Below are 17,604 nucleotides of genomic sequence, written 5' to 3' on the forward strand. Positions count from 1 at the left end.
GACAGCGCCTGCGCGCTGTCCGACGGCTGCCGAAGACCCTGGCGCGTCTTGAGCGCTAGGGCATAAGCTCACGTGCATGAAGCGCCGCCCCCTGCTCCTGCTGAGCCTGCTGGCCTTGCCCGCCGTTGCCGCACCGCCGGCCGTGACGCTGCTCGTCGAGCTGCGCTGGGTGGACAGCCACCTGCCGCCCGCCGCCCAGGCCGGCGTGCGCGACGGCGCCGTCGTCGTCGGCACCGCCGGTGCGGTGTCGCCGCGCGGCCCCGGCGTCGTCACGTCCACGGCCGCGCCGCCCGTCCAGCCGGCCCAGCGCCTGCAGGTGCTCAACGGCCAGCGCGCCAGCGTCCGGCTGACGACGCGCGAACCGCTGCAATGGCTGGACGCCATCGCCGAGCTCGACCCCAAGGGCACCGTGCGCGGCATTTACGCCAGGCCGCAGCCGCGCGAGCGCCAGGTCTCGCACAGCTTCACCGTCACGCCCACCTGGCCCGGTGGCCGGGCGCCGGTGCGCGTCGCCTTCAGCGTGGAGGAGGACGGCAGCGAGTTCCAGTCCACGCTGGACCTGCCGCTGGAGCGCTGGCAGACCGTCGCGCGCAGCGGCGCAGGAGCGGCGCCGGCACCGGCACAGAAGGGCACGATCAGCAGCAGCGACGCCGCCGGCCAGCCCGAACGCGAGCTGCAGTTGCGCGTCTCGATTCAGCCCTGAGCCGGGTTGGCGGCGCTCAGCGCCCCGTTGATCTGCGGATACGGCGCCGCGCCGTCGAACAGCTCGGCCCCGCCGCCCTGCGCCAGGAAGCCCGCCGCCGCGCGCTGCGCCCGCCCCCAGGCGGCCTCGGCGATGGCGCTGCCGGCACTGATGCGGCGCACGCCCAGGCGCTGAAGTTCGTCCAGGCCGGGCAGCGCCGGCCGGGCCATCACGTTCAGTGGCAGCGGCTGGCCCGCCACCAGGGCCTGGATGTCGGCCACCGCCGTGACGCCGGCCGCGAACAGGCCGTCGGCCCCGGCCGCCGCGTAGTCTCGGGCGCGCAGCAACACCTCGTCGGCCGCACGGCCGGGCGCCAGGTTCTTCAGCCAGACGTCGCAGCGCGCGTTGACGAACAGGTCCACGCCGGCCCGCGCCGTCGCGGCCTTGATGGCCTCGATCTTGCGCGCCAGCAGGGCCGGCGCGCCGGCGCCGTCCTCCAGGTTGATGCCCGCCACGCCGGACTCGACGAGGCGCATCACGTTGTCGGCCACCGTGGCCGGGTCGTCGCTGTAGCCGGCCTCGCTGTCCGCGCTGAGCGGAACGCGGGCCACGCGGGCGATGCGCCGCAGGGCCGCGGCATGCTCGGCGACGGGCAGCTGGTTGCCGTCGGCATAGCCCAGCGCCCAGGCCAGGCCGGCACTGGTGGTGGCCAGGGCCGGCACGCCCAGGGCCTGCACAAGGACGGCGCTGCCGGCGTCCCAGACGTTGGCGATCTTCAGGAGTTCGGGGCCTTGGTGGAGCTGGCGGAAGTTCATGGGGCTGCGAGGTTGGCGGATGGAGTTCACGATGCTGCCCGCCGCCACTGCCAGCCCCTGGCAGCAGGGGCGCGCAGGTACATCCGGGTAACAGCGACCGGCAATGTGTCAATGTGCCCAGTCTGGCAGCGTTTATGACAGCGCCTTGCGTGTAACGTCAATCCTTTGCGGACCGCAACGCCCTGCCCACGATGAAACTCGCACTGATCGCCCACGACGGCAAGAAGGACGCCATGATTGCCCTGGCGGCCGAATTCCTGCCGCTGCTGCGCCGCTGCCAGCTAATGGCCACCGGCACGACGGGCACCCGGCTGCACGCGGCCCATGGCCTCACTGTCGAGCGCATGCTGAGCGGCCCGATGGGCGGCGACCTGCAGATCGGCGCGCGCCTGGCCATGGGCGACCTGGACGGCGTCATCTTCTTGCGCGACCCCATGACCCCCCAGCCCCACGAACCCGACATCAACGCCCTCGTGCGCGCCTGCGATGTGCACGACGTGCCCTGCGCCACCAACGTCGCCACCGCCCGGCTGCTGCTGACGCGCTGGAGCGTCGAATGAGGTTTGCGAGGCGGCTGCGCATCCGCACCCGCCTGGGTCTGGCTTTCGGGCTTCTTCTTCTTCTGCTGCTGGGCCTGGCCGCCCTGTCGGCCTACCGGCTGACGGGGCTGTCCGACGCACTGAACCGCATCGTCGACGACCAGGCCGTCATCCGCGACTCGGTCAACGAGATCAACCGCAACGCCGAGGCCGCGGCGCGCAAGCTGCTGGTGCTGATGAGCCCCGACGCCGAGCTGCGCGTGGCCGCTTACCCCGAGATCGCTTCGGCCAACGGCCGGCTCGACGACGCCATGCAGCGCCTGGCCCTGGTGCTGCCCGCGGGCCCGCGCAGCGAGCGCCTGGCCGAGGTGCGCCAGCGCCTGGCCGAGTACCGCGCCAGCTACATCGTCGCGCGCGACCTCATCGAGCGTGACGACTTCCAGGCCGCGCGCGCCCAGCTGGGCAGCGACACGGAATCCGCCCTGTCCCTCTTCGTCAGCGCCATTCACCAGCTGGCGTCCAGCGAGGAGCGCGTCGGCACGGCACAGGCCCGCGAGCTGCGCGACCAGATCGACGCCGACCGCACCGGCGTGCTGGCCCTGTGCATCGGCGCGCTGGTGGCCGGCGCCGGGCTGGCCGTGGGTGTCACGCGCTCCATCGTCAACCCGCTCAAGCGCGCCGAGGGCGGCGCCGAGCTGATCGCCCAGGGCCAGTACGGTCATCGCATCGCCGTCGACTCCGACGACGAGCTGGGCCACATGGCCGGGGCGATGAACACCATGGCCGCGGCGGTCGGCGAGCGCGAGGCCGAGCTGCGCCGCCTGGCCGACATCGACCTGCTGACCGGCCTGCCCCAGCGCGCCCGCTTCATCGCCGACGGCGACCGGCTGCTGGCCAGCCTGCCCGAGGGCGAGCGCCTGGCCGTGCTGATCTGCATCGACGTGGACCGGCTCAAGGCCGTCAACGGCGTGCTCGGCTTCGACGCCGGCGACGCGCTGCTCAAGGGCGCGGCGGCCAAGCTTCAGACTCTGTTCGAGGGCGTGGCCGCCTACGGCCGCCTGGCTGGCGGCACCTTCGCCGCCCTGGCCCCGGTGCTGCGCCTGGAGCATGGCACGGCGCTGGCCACCCAGCTGCGCGAGGAAGTCGAGCACAAGCTCTCCTGGCAGGGCCAGTCGCTGGACCTGTCGGTATCCCTGGGCGTGGCCCACTGGCCCGAGCACGCAGCCGACACCGAGGCCCTGCTGCGCCGGGCCGAGCAGGCCATGTTCGAGGCCAAGCGCCTGCGCCAGGCCGTGGCCGTCTTCAACCCCGGCGCGGAAGCGGCGCGGGCCCTGCACCTGAGCCTGCTGTCCGACCTGGCCACCGCCATCCAGCAGGACCAGCTGCGCCAGTTCCTGCAGCCCAAGCGCTGCCTGCGGACCGGCCGCATCACGGGCGCCGAGGCCCTGGTGCGCTGGCAGCACCCGCAGCGCGGCTGGCTGCCGCCGGGCGACTTCATCCCGTTCGCCGAGCGCAGCGGCCGCATCCGCCAGATCACCGACTGGATGCTGGCCCGCGCCGTGCGCACGCTGGCCGCCTGGGAAAAGGCCGGCCGCTCGCCGCTGTCCATCGCCGTCAACATCTCGACGCTGGACCTGCAGGACCAGGGCCTGCCGGCCCGCCTGGCCGCGCTGCTGGCCGAGTACCGCGTCGACCCCAGTCAGCTGCAGCTGGAGGTGACCGAGACCGGGCTGATGGCCAGCGGCGCCGACCCCATCGCCGTGCTGCATGCGCTCAAGAGCTGGGGCGTGAAGCTGGCCATCGACGACTTCGGCACCGGCCAGTCGTCCCTCGCCTATCTGCAGCACCTGCCGGTGGACGAGCTCAAGATCGACCGCAGCTTCGTGCAGGACGTGGACCGTGACCCGCGCCGCCAGGCCCTGCTGAAGTCCATCGTCGGCGTGGGCCAGGGCCTGGGCCTGACGGTGACGGCCGAGGGCGTGGAGAACGAGGCCGAACTGGCCTGCATCACCGCCTGCGGCTGCGACCTCGTCCAGGGCTTTCTGCTCGCCCGGCCGATGGACTTGCCGGATTTCGAGACCTGGCTGGGCCGAGCAAGCTAAAATCCGCGCCTTTCGTCGTTTTGCCCCTGCTGTGGGCTAGTTTCACTGGAGCCATTCATGGGCAACAAGATCATCACCGAAGCGGCCGCCCGCGCCACCCCCCGTCCCGCCGCACCCAAGGGCGTGACCTTCACCGCCGGCCGCGGCCAGAAGCGCAGCCTGGAGCGCGGCTCGCACACCCGCTCCAAGAAGAACCCGGGCAAGCGCCCGCATTCGGGTTGATCGACGGGCGCATCGCCCAACGATCTCGCACACAGGCCCTTTGAGGGCCTGTTTGTTTTTGTCGGCTAGAAACTGACCAAAGAACATGATCCGCATCACCGAACTTCGCCTGCCGCTGAACCACGCCGAAGACGCGCTGCGCCCCGCCGTGCTGGCCCGCCTGAAGCTGGCCGACGCCGAGCTGGCCGCCGTCCACGTCTTCCGCCGCGGCTACGACGCGCGCAAGCGCAGCGACATCCAGCTCGTCTACACGCTGGACTGCACGCTGGCTGAAGGCGCGGACGAAGCCGCCGTGCTGGCCCGCTTCGCCGGCGACCACCAGATCCGCCCCACCCCCGACACCGGCTATCACTTCCTCGCCCAGGTCGGCGAATACACCGGCCCGCGCCCGGTCGTCGTCGGCTTCGGCCCCTGCGGCCTGTTCGCCGCGCTGATCCTGGCGCAGATGGGCTTGAAGCCCATCGTGCTGGAGCGCGGCAAGTCCGTGCGCGAGCGCACGCAGGACACCTGGGGCCTGTGGCGCGAGCAGAAGCTGAACCCCGAGAGCAACGTGCAGTTCGGCGAGGGCGGCGCCGGTACCTTCTCCGACGGCAAGCTCTACTCCCAGATTTCCGACCCGCGCCACCTCACCCGCAAGGTGCTGACCGAGTTCGTCAAGGCCGGCGCGCCGGAGGAGATCCTCTTCGTCAGCAAGCCCCACATCGGCACCTTCCGCCTGGTCAGCATGATCATCAAGATGCGAGCCGAGATCGAGGCCCTGGGCGGCGAGATCCGCTTCCAGCAGAAGATGACCGACCTGCTCATCGAGGACGGTGCCGATGGGAAGCATGTTCGCGGCGTGCAGCTGGAGTCCGGCGAGCAGATCAGCACGACCCACGTCGTCATCGCCCTCGGCCACAGCGCCCGCGACACCTTCCAGATGCTGCACGCCCGCGGCGTGCAGATGGAGGCCAAGCCCTTCTCCATCGGCTACCGCATCGAGCACCCGCAGTCGCTGATCGACGCCGCCCGCTTCGGCCCGAATGCCGGCAACCCCATCCTCGGCGCGGCCGACTACAAGCTGGTGCACCACGCCAAGAACGGCCGCGCCGTCTACAGCTTCTGCATGTGCCCCGGCGGCACCGTGGTGGCGGCCACCAGCGAGGAGAACCGCGTCGTCACCAACGGCATGAGCCAGTACTCGCGCAACGAACGCAACGCCAACGCCGGCATCGTCGTGGGGCTGACGCCCGAGGACTACCGCCAGGACGGCAAGCGCGACGGCAGCCCCGTGAACCCGCTGGACGGTATGGCCTTCCAGCGCATCTGGGAAAGCCGCGCCTATGAGCTGGGCGGCGGCGGCTACCTGGCGCCGGGCTCGCTGGTGGGCGACTTCGTCAAGCGCCAGGTCAGCAAGGCCTTCGGCGACGTCGCGCCCAGCTACAAGCCCGGCGTCACGCTAACCAACCTGCAGGAAAAAGGCCGCGGATCGCTGCCGACCTACGCGCTGGAAGCCATCCGCGAGGCCCTGCCCGCCTTCGCCCGCCAGATCCGCGGCTTCGACCGCGCGGACGCGGTGCTGACCGGCGTGGAGACGCGCACGTCATCCCCGCTGCGCATCAACCGCGGGCGCGACTACCAGAGCGTCAACGTGCGCGGGCTGTTCCCGGCCGGCGAGGGTGCCGGGTACGCGGGCGGCATCATGAGCGCAGGCGTGGACGGCATCGAAGCAGCCGAGGCGCTGGCGGCTGACTTGCTGGACATGCCGGACGCGGCGGTGCTGCAGGGCAAGGGGTCCAAGGCGGGTGGGCAGGTGTGAGGTCGGGGTCAACGCCCGACGACCTTGATACCGGCAACGTGAATCAGCAGCTTCGTGTGGTGGTGCGCCGTCAAGGCACGGAAGAGTTCGCCACGGATCACGACCCGCCGCGCTGGCAGCGGGCGGAGCGACACACCCTCGCCAGGCACCAACGTCAATTCCCGCTGAGCTGACTCAGCCTCGTCGCCAGGCGCCTCGCCTTGGATCACGCAAACCGCGCGATCAAGCACGAGGATGGCCTGTGTTTCTCGGCTGTCCGTCTTCGGGTTCTCGCCGTACCCAGGTGGTCCGAAGAAGCTGCGCTTCACCACCTTGCCGACCAGATGGACCGTCGAGCCATAGCCCAGGCACTGCGCTTGCACTGGCATTCCCATGCACAGCAGCATGGCGGGCAGCAGGCCGAGCACCCTGCCAACCCTTCGGGTCTCGCCGCCGTGCGAACAGGGCGACGTGCATGCGGGCCGGGTTGCGAAGAGGCGCATGGACACGAGTCTAGGACGCCATCATCCCGATCAGCTCCTTCGCAAACGCCAGCGCGTCCTCTGGCAGCTCGAAGTGCATCTCGTTGTTGAGCTCCACCACCTCGCCGTCCGGCCCCTTGTGAACGACGGACCAGCCGCCCGCGCCGCCGTCGATGGCGAGCACGCCGAACTGGCCCGGCGCGAGATCCCGGGCGCTGCCGCCGGTGACGACGATGTCGCGCCCAAGGTGGGAGTGGTAGCGTTTCATCCGACCCATTTTCAAGGAGACCCGCCATGAAGGCAGTCTGGAACGGCATCACCCTGGCCGAGAGCGACGACACCGTTGTCGTCGAAGGCAATCACTACTTCCCGGCCGAGTCGCTGAACCGGCAGTACACGACCTTCAGCAACCATGTCAGCCGCTGCGCCTGGAAGGGCGAGGCCAAGTACCTGAGCCTTCTGGTGAATGGCGAGATGAACACGGACGCGGTCTGGTACTACCCCGACCCGCTGCCCGCGGCCGCGGAGATCAAGGGCCGCTACGCTTTCTGGAAGGGCGTCAAGGTTTCGGAGTGACCCCTTCGGGCCACAGCGCCCACAGCCGCAGGCCCTGCTTGGTGCGCCCGGCCTGCTGCGCCGCGGTCTCGCCCCAGCCCCAGAACAGGTCGGCCCGCACCGCGCCCTGGATGGCACTGCCGGTGTCCTGGGCCAGCACGAGGCGGCGCAGCGGCGTGGTGGACAGCGGCTCGGTGCTGTCCAGCCACAGCGGCGTGCCCAGCGCGATGAAGCTGCGGTCGATGGCCACCGAGCGGCCCGGCGTCAGCGGCACGCCCTGGGCGCCGCGCGGGCCCAGGCTCGCATCGGGCAGGGCCTCCTCGCGGAAGTAGACGACGCGCGGGTTCACGGCCAGCGCGTCGCGCACCTTGGCCGGGTTGCGGCGCGCCCACTCGCTCAGCGTGCGGGGCGTCGCGTCGGCCACCTCACCACGGTCCAGCAGCGCGCGCGCGACGGACTGGAAGGGCTGGTCGTTGTGGCCGGCCCAGGCGACGCGGCTGATGCGCTCGGCGCCCGTCGCATCGCGCACGACGAGGCGGCCGGAGCCCTGGATCTGCAGTTGCAGCAGGCCGAAGGCGTCGTCAACGTAGGCCAGCTCCAGCATCGCGAAGCGCGGATTGGCCTCGATGTCGCGGCGCGGCGTGCGGCGCAGCGTGGGGTCGCCCGGCAGCGCGTGCAGCGGCCATTGGAAGGCGCCCTGGCGCGTGCGGCTGGCCGCGAGCTGGGGCTCGAAATAGCCGGTCAGCAGGCCGGTGGCCTCGCCGTTGTCGGCGGCCAGCCGCCAGGGGCGCAGGTGCTTCATCAGCAGCAGCGCGGCTTCCATCGCATCGGCGGGCGACTGCAGCGCGGCGCGGGCGCAAAACTCGGCCCAGCCGGGCATGGGGCGCTGGCAGCCGGCGAGCAGGGCCGGCCAGGCAGCCAGCAGGTCGTCACCGCCCCAGCCCGGCAGATCCTTCCAGTCGGCCGCCACCCAGCGCTGCGCGGCGGGGGCGGGCTTGGGCAAGGCGGGAGCGACGGGCGCCGGGGGCTCGGGCTGCAGCGGCGGCGATGAGCAGGCGGCCAGGCTTCCTAGAATCGCCGCCAACACTCCACGCGCCCACCACCCCATGCTGCTCCTTGCCCTCGAAGCCCTCGGTGCGCTGCTGATCTTCGTCTTCATCATCTGGTGGACCATGTTCGCCGGCCGCAACAAGGGCGAGCGCCGCGACGACTAGCTCGGCGGCAGCAGGAAACTCAAGGGCGCGCGCCGCAGCCGCGCGCGGATGGCCGCGTAGACGCGGCGGCGGTCGGCCAGGCGGACGCCCCGCGAGCGCATCGCGACCTTGAAGGCACAGAAGAAGCTGACGCCGACGTTGAGCATGCCGATGCCGGCGATGCACAGCACGCAGGACCAGAAGGCCCAGGTCGCCATGACGCCGACGCCGAGCGCACCCACGGCCGCCGCGAGCTGGCCGGTGGACAGCGTCACATGCCGCACCTCCAGCCCCAGACCGAAGAAGCCGCCCAGCGCGGGCACCAGGCCCAGCATCAACCCCAGGCTGGTGTTGGCGGTCAGCCCGGAGATGTTGGCCCGCCACCAGCGCGCCCAGCGCTGCGCCCGTGCCCGGCCCAGCGTGGCGACGATGCGCGGGTTCCAGGCGATGGCGCTGTCCAGCCGGTGAAAGACGAACCAGTTCTCCACCCAGCCGGCGATGAGGCTGGACGCGAACAGCAGCGTGCCGGTGAAGGCCGCGAACAGCAGCGACGGGCCGAACAGGCTGAGCGACTTCAGCACGTAGAGCGCGTCCTTCTCGCCCACCAGCGGCGCGCCGAAGGCCAGCCAGCACAGGCCCTGCACGGCCAGCACCAGCGGCGCGGCCAGCGCGAGGTTGCCGATGATGCCGGCGGCCTGCGAGCGCACGAGGTGGGTCACCTCGTCGACAAAGCCCTCCAGCCCGTCGTCGCGGTCGATGTGCCGCAGCTTTTCGGCCATGGCCGGTGCCGTCATCGCGGGCTGCTTGGTGGCCACCGTCCAGTGCAGCAGATGGATGAGGACGAAGCTGGCCGCGTAGTTCACGCCGGCCCAGAAACCACCCCAGAAGGCGGTGAAGCCCAGCAGCGCGATGAGGAACTTCAGCAGCGTGGTGCCGGCGATCACGGCGCCGCCGCCGGCCGCGCGCCTGAGCATGTCGCGGTACTCGTCGCCGCTGCGGGTGATGTAGTGCTCGCCCGTCTCGGCGCTGCGCTCGGCCACCTTGCGCGCCAGCAACGAGTAGTGGCGCGCGAACAGCGTGCGCAGGCTGCGCCGCTCGTGCACCACGCGCACCAGGCCCGCTACCAGGCGCAGCAGCTCGCGCTGCGGCTCGTGCGACAACAGGCAGGCCAGCAGGGCCTCGATGCGGTCCAGCCGCGCGGTGAGCTGCTCGACGGAGAACATCAGGTCCACCGACACGCCATGGGCTTCGAGATGCTCGGGCACCGTGAGCGCGGCGGCGCGGCAGCGGTCCAGCAGCGCGCGCAGATAGGGCGTGGCCGGCGCGAGGGCGGCGTCATCGCCGCTGGCCAGCGCGCGCTCGACGGCCTCCCAGGCCGCGGGCAGCTGGTGGAAGGGCCGGTCCTGCACGAGCTGGCTGTCCATGCGCACCCGCAGCGGCCCGGCCAGCCCGGCCGCGTGCACATGGCTGACGAGCACGGTGATGGCCGCCCGCGCCTCGACGCGCCAGCCGTCGTCCGGCGTGGCGGCGAACAACAGGCTCAGCCGGCCCAGCAGCTCGTCGTCGATGGCGGCGATCCAATGCTCGTCGCTGTCCCGGCCGTAGCTGCCGAACAGCAGCTCGAAGAGCTCGGCGAGATCGCGCGTGTCGGTCGTGCCCGGCAGCAGGCGGCGGCGCAGGCGGCCCAGGAACTCGTGCCACAGCGCCATGCGCGGCGCAAAGCCCACCTCGGCAAACAGCGCGACCGCGTCGACGTCGTTCCACACCCCGCCGATGACGTTGGCGAAGGCCCAGGCGTGCTCGGGGTGGCGCTCCAGCACGTTGAGCAGGTGCTTGAGCCGCACGAGGGGCCGCGGCGTGCCGGCGGCTGCCTCCTCGCGCGGCGCGTGGCGCAGCCATTCGAGCAGGCGCACCAGCCAGAGGTTGCGCTCGGCGAGCGCCGCCTGCGGATCGGCCGCGTTCAGCAGGGCGGTGAGGTCCCAGGTCAATGGAGGGAGGCGCTGTCGGCGAGCAGGAACTCGGCGACCTCGGTGTGGAAGACCTCGCAGGCCTCGGTCACGCACAGGAAGCGTCCGCGCATCGTGCCCTGCGGCGTGCCGATCTGGGCCCAGGAGCTGTACTGGAAGCTCTGTCCCGGCGCCAGCACCGGCTGGTGGCCGACGACGGCCAGGCCGTCGACGACCTGCACCTGGCCGCGGGCGTCGGTGATCTCCCAGTGCCGGCCTATGAGCTGGGACAGCACGTCGCCGGTGTTCTCGATGGTCACGGTGTAGCTGAAGGCGTAGAGCCCCTGCTCGAGATGGGTCTGCTCGGGCAGGGCCTGGACCGCAACGGTGCAACTGAAACGAGGGTTGGCCATCAGCGCATTCTGCCGGTGTCGGGCGCTATGCTCCACGCATGTCCCCTGCACCGCGTGATCCCAAATGCTGAGGCGCGCCGCCTGCGGGCTGATCGGCCTGCTCGCGGCGCTGAGCGGCCACGCGCAAGAGCTGTCCCTGCGTACCGTCCAGCAGGCGAGCTCCATCGTCAAGTACGACCCCGACGGCGGGCCGCACAAGCCCGGCCTCTGCATGGAGGTGCTGCGCGCCGTCGAGCGCGTGGACCCCGGCCTGCGTTTCAGCGGGCTGGACCAGCAGGTGCCGCTGCGCCGCGTCGAGCGCCTGCTGGCGGATGGCCAGGTGGACGCGTTCTTCTGCCTGCTGCGCTCGCCGGAACGCGAGCGGCAATGGCGATATGTGCCGGTGCCCCTCTACGGCGTGCGCCATGTGATCGTGCAGCGGGTGGACGACATGCGGCCCGTCGACAGCTTGCTGGACCTGGCCACGCTGAGCCAGGTCAAGCCGGTGCTCGTCGCGCGTGGCACGGTGCTGGTGCGCAAGCTGGACACGGCAGGCGTCAATGTCGCCGAGGTCGGCTCGGAGCGCGAGGCGCTGCAGATGCTGACGCTGGGCCGCACCGACGCGATCTACGGCCAGGACATCAACCTGCTGCGCCACATCCGCGACACGCGGCTGGCCGACAAGGTGCGGCTGGGTCGGGCCTCCTTCCAGGACGAGTTTCAGTACCTCGCCGTGCGCGCCGACCTGCCGTCAACCGTCGTCGAGCGCCTGACCGACGCCCTGCGCCGCCTGGAGCGCGATGGCTCTCTGCGCCAGCTGGCCGAGAAATACCGTTGAAGCCCCTGTACCTCCCCCCCGACGGCCGGCCGCGCTGCGCCTGGTGCGCCGCCGCGCCCGGCGACGCGCTCTACCTGCGCTACCACGACGAGGAATGGGGCCGGCCCGTGGCCGACGAGTTCCGCCTGTTCGAGAAGCTCTGCCTGGAAGGCTTCCAGAGCGGCCTGTCGTGGCGGACCATCCTGAACAAGCGCGACGCCTTCCGCGCGGCCTTCGCGGGCTTCGACTACCACCGGGTCGCGCGCTTCGGCGAGCAGGACGTGATCCGCCTGCTGCTGGATGCGGGCATCGTGCGCCACCGCGGCAAGATCGAGGCGGCCATCCACAACGCGGGCCGCTGCGTCGATCTCGTGGCCGAGACCGGTTCCCTGGCCGCCTACCTCTGGCGCTTCGAGCCACCCAGGAACTCGGTGGCGCACAACCTGTCGCAATCGGCGCCCTCCGAGGCCCTGTCCAAGGACCTGAAGAAGCGCGGCTGGAAATTCGTCGGCCCGACCACCATGCATGCGCTGATGCAGGCCATGGGCCTCATCAATGACCACCAGCCCGGCTGCCACCACTGGAAGGAAGCCCAGAAAGCGCGCGACAGCTTCGAGAGACCGGGAACCTAGAATCCCGGCCCATGGCCGCCCCTGACTACCGCATCGCCCCCAGCCTCCTGTCCGCCGACTTCGCCCGCCTGGGCGATGAAGTGAAGAACGTGCTGACCGCCGGCGCCGACTGGATCCACTTCGACGTGATGGACAACCATTACGTGCCCAACCTGACGTTCGGGCCCATGATCTGCGAGGCGCTGCGCAAGCACGCGGTGAAGCCCGACGGCACGCCGGCCATCCTGGACGTGCACCTGATGGTGCAGCCCGTCGACAGCCTCGCCCAGGCCTTCTGCCGCGCCGGCGCCGACATCGTGACCTTCCACCCCGACGCCAGCACCCACGTGGACCGCACGCTGCAGCTCATCAAGGGCGAAGGCAAGCAGGCCGGCCTGGTGTTCAACCCGGCCACGCCGCTGGACGTGCTGGAGTGGGTGATCGACAAGGTGGACCTCATCATGCTGATGAGCGTGAACCCGGGCTTCGGCGGCCAGAGCTTCATCCCGAGCGCGCTGCAAAAACTGAAGAAGGTGCGCGAGATCATCGACGCCTCCGGGCGCGACATCCGCCTGGAGATCGACGGCGGCGTGAAGGTGGACAACATCCGCGAGATCGCCGCGGCGGGCGCCGACACCTTCGTCGCCGGCTCGGCCATCTTCGGCAAGCCGGACTACAAGGCCGTCATCGACGCGATGCGGGCCGAGCTTTCGAAAGTCTGAGATGGCCGCCGTCCTGCTCGTCTGCACCGCCAACATCTGCCGCTCGCCGATGGCCGAGGCCATCTTCAAGGCCCGCCTCGGCGACGTGTTCCAGACCATCGCCTCGGCCGGCGTGCATGCCGACCCGCGTGGTGGCCCGGTGGATGCGCGCGCCGCCGCCGCGCTGGAGCGGCACAAGTACAGCCTGGAGCGCAAATGGCGCTCGCGCCGCGTGGAGCCCGAGCAGCTGGGCCAGTACGACCTGGTGCTGGCGATGGAGTCGGAGCATGTGGACGCGCTGCGCAAGAAGGCCGCCCCCGAGCACCACGCCAAGATCCTGCTGCTGACCGACTTCGTGCCGGAGCTGGCCGGCCAGGACATCCCCGACCCCTACTTCGGCCCCGTCGCCGGCTTCGATGTCGTCATCGGCATGATCGAGCGCGCGGCCCAGCGGCTGCTGGCGGAAAGCCGCGAAGGCCGCCTGCGGCTGAGCTGATCAGGCCTTGCTGGCGAAGTCGGCAACTTCGCGCACGTCCGGCCCCGTGCCGCTGAAGCGGTCCAGCGCCAGATAGATCACCGGCGTGATGTAGAGCGTCACCGCCTGCGACAGGATCAGGCCACCCACCACGGCCAGGCCCAGCGGCTGGCGCAGTTCGGCGCCGGCGCCCAGGCCCAGCGCGATGGGCAGGGCGCCCATCAGCGCGGCCAGCGTCGTCATCATGATGGGCCGGAAGCGCAGGATGCAGGCTTGGCGGATGGCCTCGGCAGGCACCAGGCCCTGGCTGCGCTGCACGTCCAGCGCGAAGTCGATCATCATGATCGCGTTCTTCTTCACGATGCCGATCAGCATGACGATGCCGATGGTGGCGATGATGGTCAGCTCCATGCCGAAGAGCTGCAGCGTGATCAACGCGCCCACCGCCGCCGACGGCAGGCCGGCCAGGATGGTCAGCGGGTGGATGTAGCTCTCGTAGAGCACGCCCAGCAGCACATAGATGACCGCGACCGCGAGGCCGATCAGCAGCAGCTGGCCGCTCTGCGAGTCCTGGAACACGGCAGCGTCGCCACCGTAGCTGGTGATGACGCTGGGCGGCAGCTTGATCTCCTGCGTGAAGGCCTCGATCTGCTTGGTCGCGTCGCCCAGCGGCACGTTCGGCGCGAGGTTGAAGCTGATGGTGATGGCCTGCAGCTGGCCCTGGTGGTTGACGGCCGTCGGTCCGAGCGTGCGCTGCACGGTGGCGAAGGCCGTCAGCGGCACCTGCGCGCCGTTCTTGCCGCGCAGGTAGATCTTGTCGAAGGCGGTCTCGCTGCTGCGGTCGTTGTCGCCGGCCTCCATGATGACCTGGTAGGTGTTGCTCTCGGCATAGATGCTGGACACCTGGCGCTCGCCGAAGGCACCGTAGAGGGCATTTCGCAGGTCCTGCATCTGCACGCCCAGCAGGGCCGCGCGTTCGCGGTCGATGACGAGGCTGGCCTGCAGGCCGCGCAGCTGGGAGTCGCTGGTGATGTCGCGGAAGCGCTCATCGGTGCGCAGCTTGTCCTGCAACTTGGTGGCCCAGGTGCCCAGCTCGCCGGCCGACACCGACTGCAGCGTGTACTGGTAGCGACTCTTGCTCTGGCGGCCGCCGAGCTGCAGGTTCTGCACCGGGCGCAGATAGACCTGGATGCCCGGCACCGCGCGCAGCTTCTTGCGCAGGCCCTCCAGCACCTTGGGCATGGGCTCGCGCTGGCCACGCGCCTTCAGGTTGATGAACATGCGGCCGGTGTTGGTGGCTGCCCCGGAAGGCCCGCCGCCGACGGCCGAGCTGAGCGCCGCGACGTTGGGGTCGTTGCGCACGATGGCCGCCACGCGCTCCTGCAGCAGGGTCATCGCCGCGAAGGAGGTGTCCTCGGCGGACTCGGTGCTGGCCTGGATCTGGCCGATGTCCTCCTCGGGGAAGAAGCCCTTGGGGATGGACATGTAGAACCACACCGTCGCGACGAAGCTCAGCGCGGCCACGCCCAGCACCCACCAGCGGTGGCGCAGGGCCAGGTCCAGCGTGCGCGTGTAGGCGTTCAGCGTGGCGGTGAAGCCGCGCTCGAAGAGCCGGCCCAGCGGCCCGTCCTCGTGGTGCTCGCCGGCCTTGAGCAGACGGCTGCAGAGCATGGGCACCAGCGTCAGCGACACCACGGCCGACACCAGGATGGACAGGCCCACGACGACGGCGAACTCGTGGAACAGCAGGCCGATGACGCCCGGCATGAAGAAGATGGGGATGAGCACCGCCACCAGCGACACCGAGATGGACAGGATGGTGAAGGCCATCTCGCGCGCCCCGCGCACGGCGGCGTCGAAGGGCTTCATGCCGTCCTCGACGTGGCGGACGATGTTCTCCAGCATGACGATGGCGTCGTCCACCACCAGGCCCACGGCCAGCGTGATGCCGAGCAGCGAGATGTTGTCCAGCGAATAGCCCAGCGCGAACAGGAGCGTGAGCGCACCGATCAGCGAGATCGGCAGCGAAGCCGTCGGGATCAGCGTCGCCACCGCGCGGCGCAGGAAAATGAAGATGACCAGCACCACCAGGCCGACGGTCAGCGCCAGCGTCAGGTAGACGTCGTGCAGCGACTCGCGGATGGACACCGAGCGGTCGTTGAGCGTGCTCATCTGGATGGACGCTGGCATCTGCGCCGCGTAGCGCGGCAGCAGCGCCTTGACCCTGTCCACCACCTGCACCGTGTTGGCGTCGGGCTGGCGCTGGATGGCCAGCACGATGGAGCGCTCGCCGTTGTAGGTGGAGTAGGTCTTGCTCGTCTCGACGCTGTCCTGAACCTCAGCCACGTCGCTCAACAGCACCGGCGCCCCGTTGCGCGAGGCCACGACGATGCGGCCGAACTCGGTGGCGTTGCGCAGCTGCTTGTTGGCCTGGATGGTCAGCGTTTGGCGCGAACCGTCCAGCACGCCCACCGGGGTGTTGGCGTTGGCCGTGCGTACGGCCGTCTGCAGCTCGTCCAGCGTGATGTTGCGCTGGTTCAGCAGGTCGGTTCGCACCTTGATGCGCACTGCGTAGCGCTTCTGTCCGAAGATGGAAACCTGGGCCACGCCGTCGATGGTGGACAGGCCCGGCGACAGCAGGTTCTCCGCATAGTCGTTGAGCTCGGTCAGGTCGATGGACGGTGAAGTCAGCGCCACCAGCAGCACCGGTGCGTCGGCCGGGTTGACCTTGCGGTAGCTGGGCGGCGAGGTCATCTCGGCCGGCAGCGCACGCAAGCTGCGGAACAGCGCCGCCTGCACGTCCACGGCGGCGGCGTCGATGTTGCGCGAGGGGTCGAACTCCAGCGTCAGCGAGGTGCTGCCCAGTGTGTTGGTCGACGAGATGGTCTGCAGGCCTGCGATGGTGGCGAACTGCTTCTCCAGCGGCAGCGCCACGGAGGACGCCATCGTCTCGGGCGACGCCCCGGGCAGCGACGCACCCACGTTGATGATGGGCGTGTTGTAGGACGGCAGCGCCGCCACCGGGATCTTGCTCCAGGCGGCCAGGCCGGCGATGACGAGCGACAGGTTCAGCAGCACGGTCATGACCGGCCGCCGGATGAAGACCTCGGTGAGCCTCATTTGCCGGAGTCCGAAGCTGCTGCGGACGCGGCCGCGGCGGCGGCAGTGCTGCCGCCGCTGGCCTGGATGCGCAGCGGCGTGCCCGGCCTCAGGTTCTGCTTGCCTTCCATGACGACCTGGGCCGTCGCGTCCAGGCCTTCGACGACGGCCTGCTCGCCCATGGCCTGCAGCAGTTGCACCTGCACCAGCTTGGCCGTGTTGTCCGGCGCGACGACATAGACCCAGCGCCCGCTGCCGCGCAGGATCAGTGCCGCCTGCGGCACGACCGTCACGCCCTTGAGCGTGCGCAGCGTAACGCGCACGCGCAGGTACTGGCCCGGCCACAGCGTCTGGGCCTTGTTGGCGAACTCGGCCTTGACCTTGATGGTGCCGGTGGTCGTGTCGACGAGGTTGTCCACGGCCGTGACGCGGCCCTTGATGGACGCCGCGCCGCGCGGCGAGCCCGGCGGCGGCAGGGCCTCCACGTCCAGCTCGCCGGCGCGCGTGGCGCTGAGCAGCGAACCGAGCTGGGTCTCGGGCACCGTGAAGCTGATGGCGATGGGGTCCAGCTGGGCGATGTTGACCAGCGGAAGGGCCGTCGCATTGGCCTGCACTAGGCTGCCGGGGTAGACGCTGACGATGCCGGCGCGGCCGTTGATGGGCGCGCGCAGCTCGTTGTAGCCCAGCGTGACCTGGGTGGCCTGGATCGCGGCTTCATCGCTGCGGATCAGGGCCTGGCCGGCGTCGAAGTTGGCCTGCGCCGTGTCGACGGCGTTCTGAGCGATGAAGTTCTGCGCCTTCAGCTCCCTGGCGCGGTTGAGCTGGCGCTCCAGGTCGGCCTGGGCTGCGCGGTCGCGCGCGAGCTGGGCGCGCGCCTTTTCAAGCGCGGCGCGATCGGCACGGTCGTCGAAGCGAAACAGCAGCTCGCCCTTCCTGACGTTCTGGCCGTCCTTGACGAGCACCTGGGCCACGGTGCTGGTAGTCTGCGCGCGCAGGTCCACGCTCTGCAGCGCCGTGACGGTGCCGCTGGCTTCCACGGTGATGGGCACGTCGGCCTGCCTGACCTGGACGACTCCCACGTTCTGCGCCGGCGGCGCGCTCGCCGCGCCAGCCGGCGCCGACGCAGCTGGCGCCGCGCTGCCGGCGTCGTCCTTGCGCCCGCAGCCGGCCAGCAAGGCCAGCATCAGGCCGCAAAG

General features: G+C 70.5%; 18 protein-coding genes. 10 read left to right on the forward strand and 8 right to left on the reverse strand.

The features are described from left to right. The first annotated feature begins 76 nt into the window (after positions 1-76). Positions 77-703, forward strand: coding sequence for a hypothetical protein (locus AC07VX_RS03930; RefSeq protein ID WP_493163009.1), 627 nt, complete (start codon positions 77-79; stop codon positions 701-703). On the opposite strand, the gene AC07VX_RS03935 is transcribed toward AC07VX_RS03930, so the two are convergent. Next, positions 694-1,497, reverse strand: coding sequence for an isocitrate lyase/PEP mutase family protein (locus tag AC07VX_RS03935; RefSeq protein ID WP_493163008.1), 804 nt, complete (start codon positions 1,495-1,497; stop codon positions 694-696). The two genes, AC07VX_RS03930 and AC07VX_RS03935, sit on opposite strands and share 10 nt — an antisense overlap. A gap of 191 nt (positions 1,498-1,688) precedes the next feature. Between AC07VX_RS03935 and AC07VX_RS03940 the strand changes: the two genes are divergently transcribed. The 4 genes from AC07VX_RS03940 (at position 1,689) to AC07VX_RS03955 (ending at position 6,158) form a co-directional block, all read left to right on the forward strand. Then, positions 1,689-2,057 (forward strand): methylglyoxal synthase, encoded by a 369-nt coding sequence (locus AC07VX_RS03940; protein ID WP_493163007.1) that lies wholly within the window; start codon positions 1,689-1,691, stop codon positions 2,055-2,057. Continuing rightward, on the forward strand, positions 2,054-4,138 hold the full coding sequence (locus AC07VX_RS03945; RefSeq protein ID WP_493163006.1) for a putative bifunctional diguanylate cyclase/phosphodiesterase: 2,085 nt from the start codon (positions 2,054-2,056) through the stop codon (positions 4,136-4,138). Before AC07VX_RS03940 ends, AC07VX_RS03945 begins: the two co-directional genes overlap by 4 nt. A gap of 57 nt (positions 4,139-4,195) precedes the next feature. Continuing rightward, positions 4,196-4,360, forward strand: a complete 165-nt coding sequence (locus AC07VX_RS03950) for a hypothetical protein (protein WP_493163005.1) — start codon at positions 4,196-4,198, stop codon at positions 4,358-4,360. An 85-nt stretch (positions 4,361-4,445) separates the two neighbouring features. Next, the gene (locus tag AC07VX_RS03955) at positions 4,446-6,158 is read left to right on the forward strand and encodes an NAD(P)/FAD-dependent oxidoreductase (protein ID WP_493163004.1); all 1,713 of its coding nucleotides are present in this window, start codon (positions 4,446-4,448) and stop codon (positions 6,156-6,158) included. An 8-nt stretch (positions 6,159-6,166) separates the two neighbouring features. On the opposite strand, the gene AC07VX_RS03960 is transcribed toward AC07VX_RS03955, so the two are convergent. Together AC07VX_RS03960 and AC07VX_RS03965 are read right to left on the reverse strand one after the other, a co-directional pair. Further along, positions 6,167-6,640 carry a DUF4431 domain-containing protein gene (locus AC07VX_RS03960; RefSeq protein WP_493163003.1) on the reverse strand — a complete coding sequence of 158 codons (474 nt, stop codon included), beginning with the start codon at positions 6,638-6,640 and terminating at the stop codon, positions 6,167-6,169. Positions 6,641-6,650: 10 nt separating this feature from the next. After that, positions 6,651-6,887 carry a hypothetical protein gene (locus AC07VX_RS03965; RefSeq protein WP_493163002.1) on the reverse strand — a complete coding sequence of 79 codons (237 nt, stop codon included), beginning with the start codon at positions 6,885-6,887 and terminating at the stop codon, positions 6,651-6,653. A 26-nt stretch (positions 6,888-6,913) separates the two neighbouring features. Here AC07VX_RS03965 and AC07VX_RS03970 point away from each other — a divergent pair, with 26 nt between their 5' ends. Further along, positions 6,914-7,195 carry a DUF427 domain-containing protein gene (locus AC07VX_RS03970; RefSeq protein ID WP_493163001.1) on the forward strand — a complete coding sequence of 94 codons (282 nt, stop codon included), beginning with the start codon at positions 6,914-6,916 and terminating at the stop codon, positions 7,193-7,195. Here AC07VX_RS03970 and mltA read toward each other — a convergent pair. From mltA to apaG, 3 genes are all read right to left on the reverse strand, one after another. Then, the gene (mltA, locus tag AC07VX_RS03975; RefSeq protein WP_493163000.1) at positions 7,179-8,177 is read right to left on the reverse strand and encodes a murein transglycosylase A; all 999 of its coding nucleotides are present in this window, start codon (positions 8,175-8,177) and stop codon (positions 7,179-7,181) included. The two genes, AC07VX_RS03970 and mltA, sit on opposite strands and share 17 nt — an antisense overlap. A 207-nt stretch (positions 8,178-8,384) precedes the next feature. Next, positions 8,385-10,355: a transporter-like protein TlpB gene (gene tlpB, locus AC07VX_RS03980; protein WP_493162999.1), complete on the reverse strand. Its 1,971-nt coding sequence runs from the start codon at positions 10,353-10,355 to the stop codon at positions 8,385-8,387. Then, positions 10,352-10,726, reverse strand: a complete 375-nt coding sequence (gene apaG, locus AC07VX_RS03985) for a Co2+/Mg2+ efflux facilitator ApaG/CorD (RefSeq protein ID WP_493162998.1) — start codon at positions 10,724-10,726, stop codon at positions 10,352-10,354. The genes tlpB and apaG overlap by 4 nt, the downstream gene beginning before the upstream one ends. A gap of 64 nt (positions 10,727-10,790) precedes the next feature. On the opposite strand from apaG, the gene AC07VX_RS03990 reads away from it, so the two are divergent. The 4 genes from AC07VX_RS03990 to AC07VX_RS04005 are packed head-to-tail and all read left to right on the forward strand — an operon-like array spanning position 10,791 to position 13,330. After that, positions 10,791-11,543 carry a substrate-binding periplasmic protein gene (locus tag AC07VX_RS03990; protein WP_493162997.1) on the forward strand — a complete coding sequence of 251 codons (753 nt, stop codon included), beginning with the start codon at positions 10,791-10,793 and terminating at the stop codon, positions 11,541-11,543. Next, on the forward strand, positions 11,540-12,154 hold the full coding sequence (locus AC07VX_RS03995; RefSeq protein ID WP_493162996.1) for a DNA-3-methyladenine glycosylase I: 615 nt from the start codon (positions 11,540-11,542) through the stop codon (positions 12,152-12,154). Before AC07VX_RS03990 ends, AC07VX_RS03995 begins: the two co-directional genes overlap by 4 nt. 11 nt (positions 12,155-12,165) lie before the next feature. Further along, positions 12,166-12,855: a ribulose-phosphate 3-epimerase gene (rpe, locus tag AC07VX_RS04000; protein ID WP_493162995.1), complete on the forward strand. Its 690-nt coding sequence runs from the start codon at positions 12,166-12,168 to the stop codon at positions 12,853-12,855. 1 nt (position 12,856) lies between these two features. After that, entirely contained in the window at positions 12,857-13,330 is a 474-nt protein-coding gene (locus AC07VX_RS04005; protein WP_493162994.1) for a low molecular weight protein-tyrosine-phosphatase, read from the forward strand. Here the strand turns inward: AC07VX_RS04005 and AC07VX_RS04010 are convergent, their stop codons facing one another. After that, the gene (locus AC07VX_RS04010) at positions 13,331-16,429 is read right to left on the reverse strand and encodes an efflux RND transporter permease subunit (RefSeq protein ID WP_493162993.1); all 3,099 of its coding nucleotides are present in this window, start codon (positions 16,427-16,429) and stop codon (positions 13,331-13,333) included. It lies immediately after the preceding gene. After that, positions 16,426-17,592 carry an efflux RND transporter periplasmic adaptor subunit gene (locus AC07VX_RS04015; protein WP_493183862.1) on the reverse strand — a complete coding sequence of 389 codons (1,167 nt, stop codon included), beginning with the start codon at positions 17,590-17,592 and terminating at the stop codon, positions 16,426-16,428. Before AC07VX_RS04015 ends, AC07VX_RS04010 begins: the two co-directional genes overlap by 4 nt. Between the last annotated feature and the right edge of the window lie 12 nt (positions 17,593-17,604).

The sequence above is a fragment of the Roseateles sp. GW821-FHT03B02 genome (assembly GCF_059421025.1).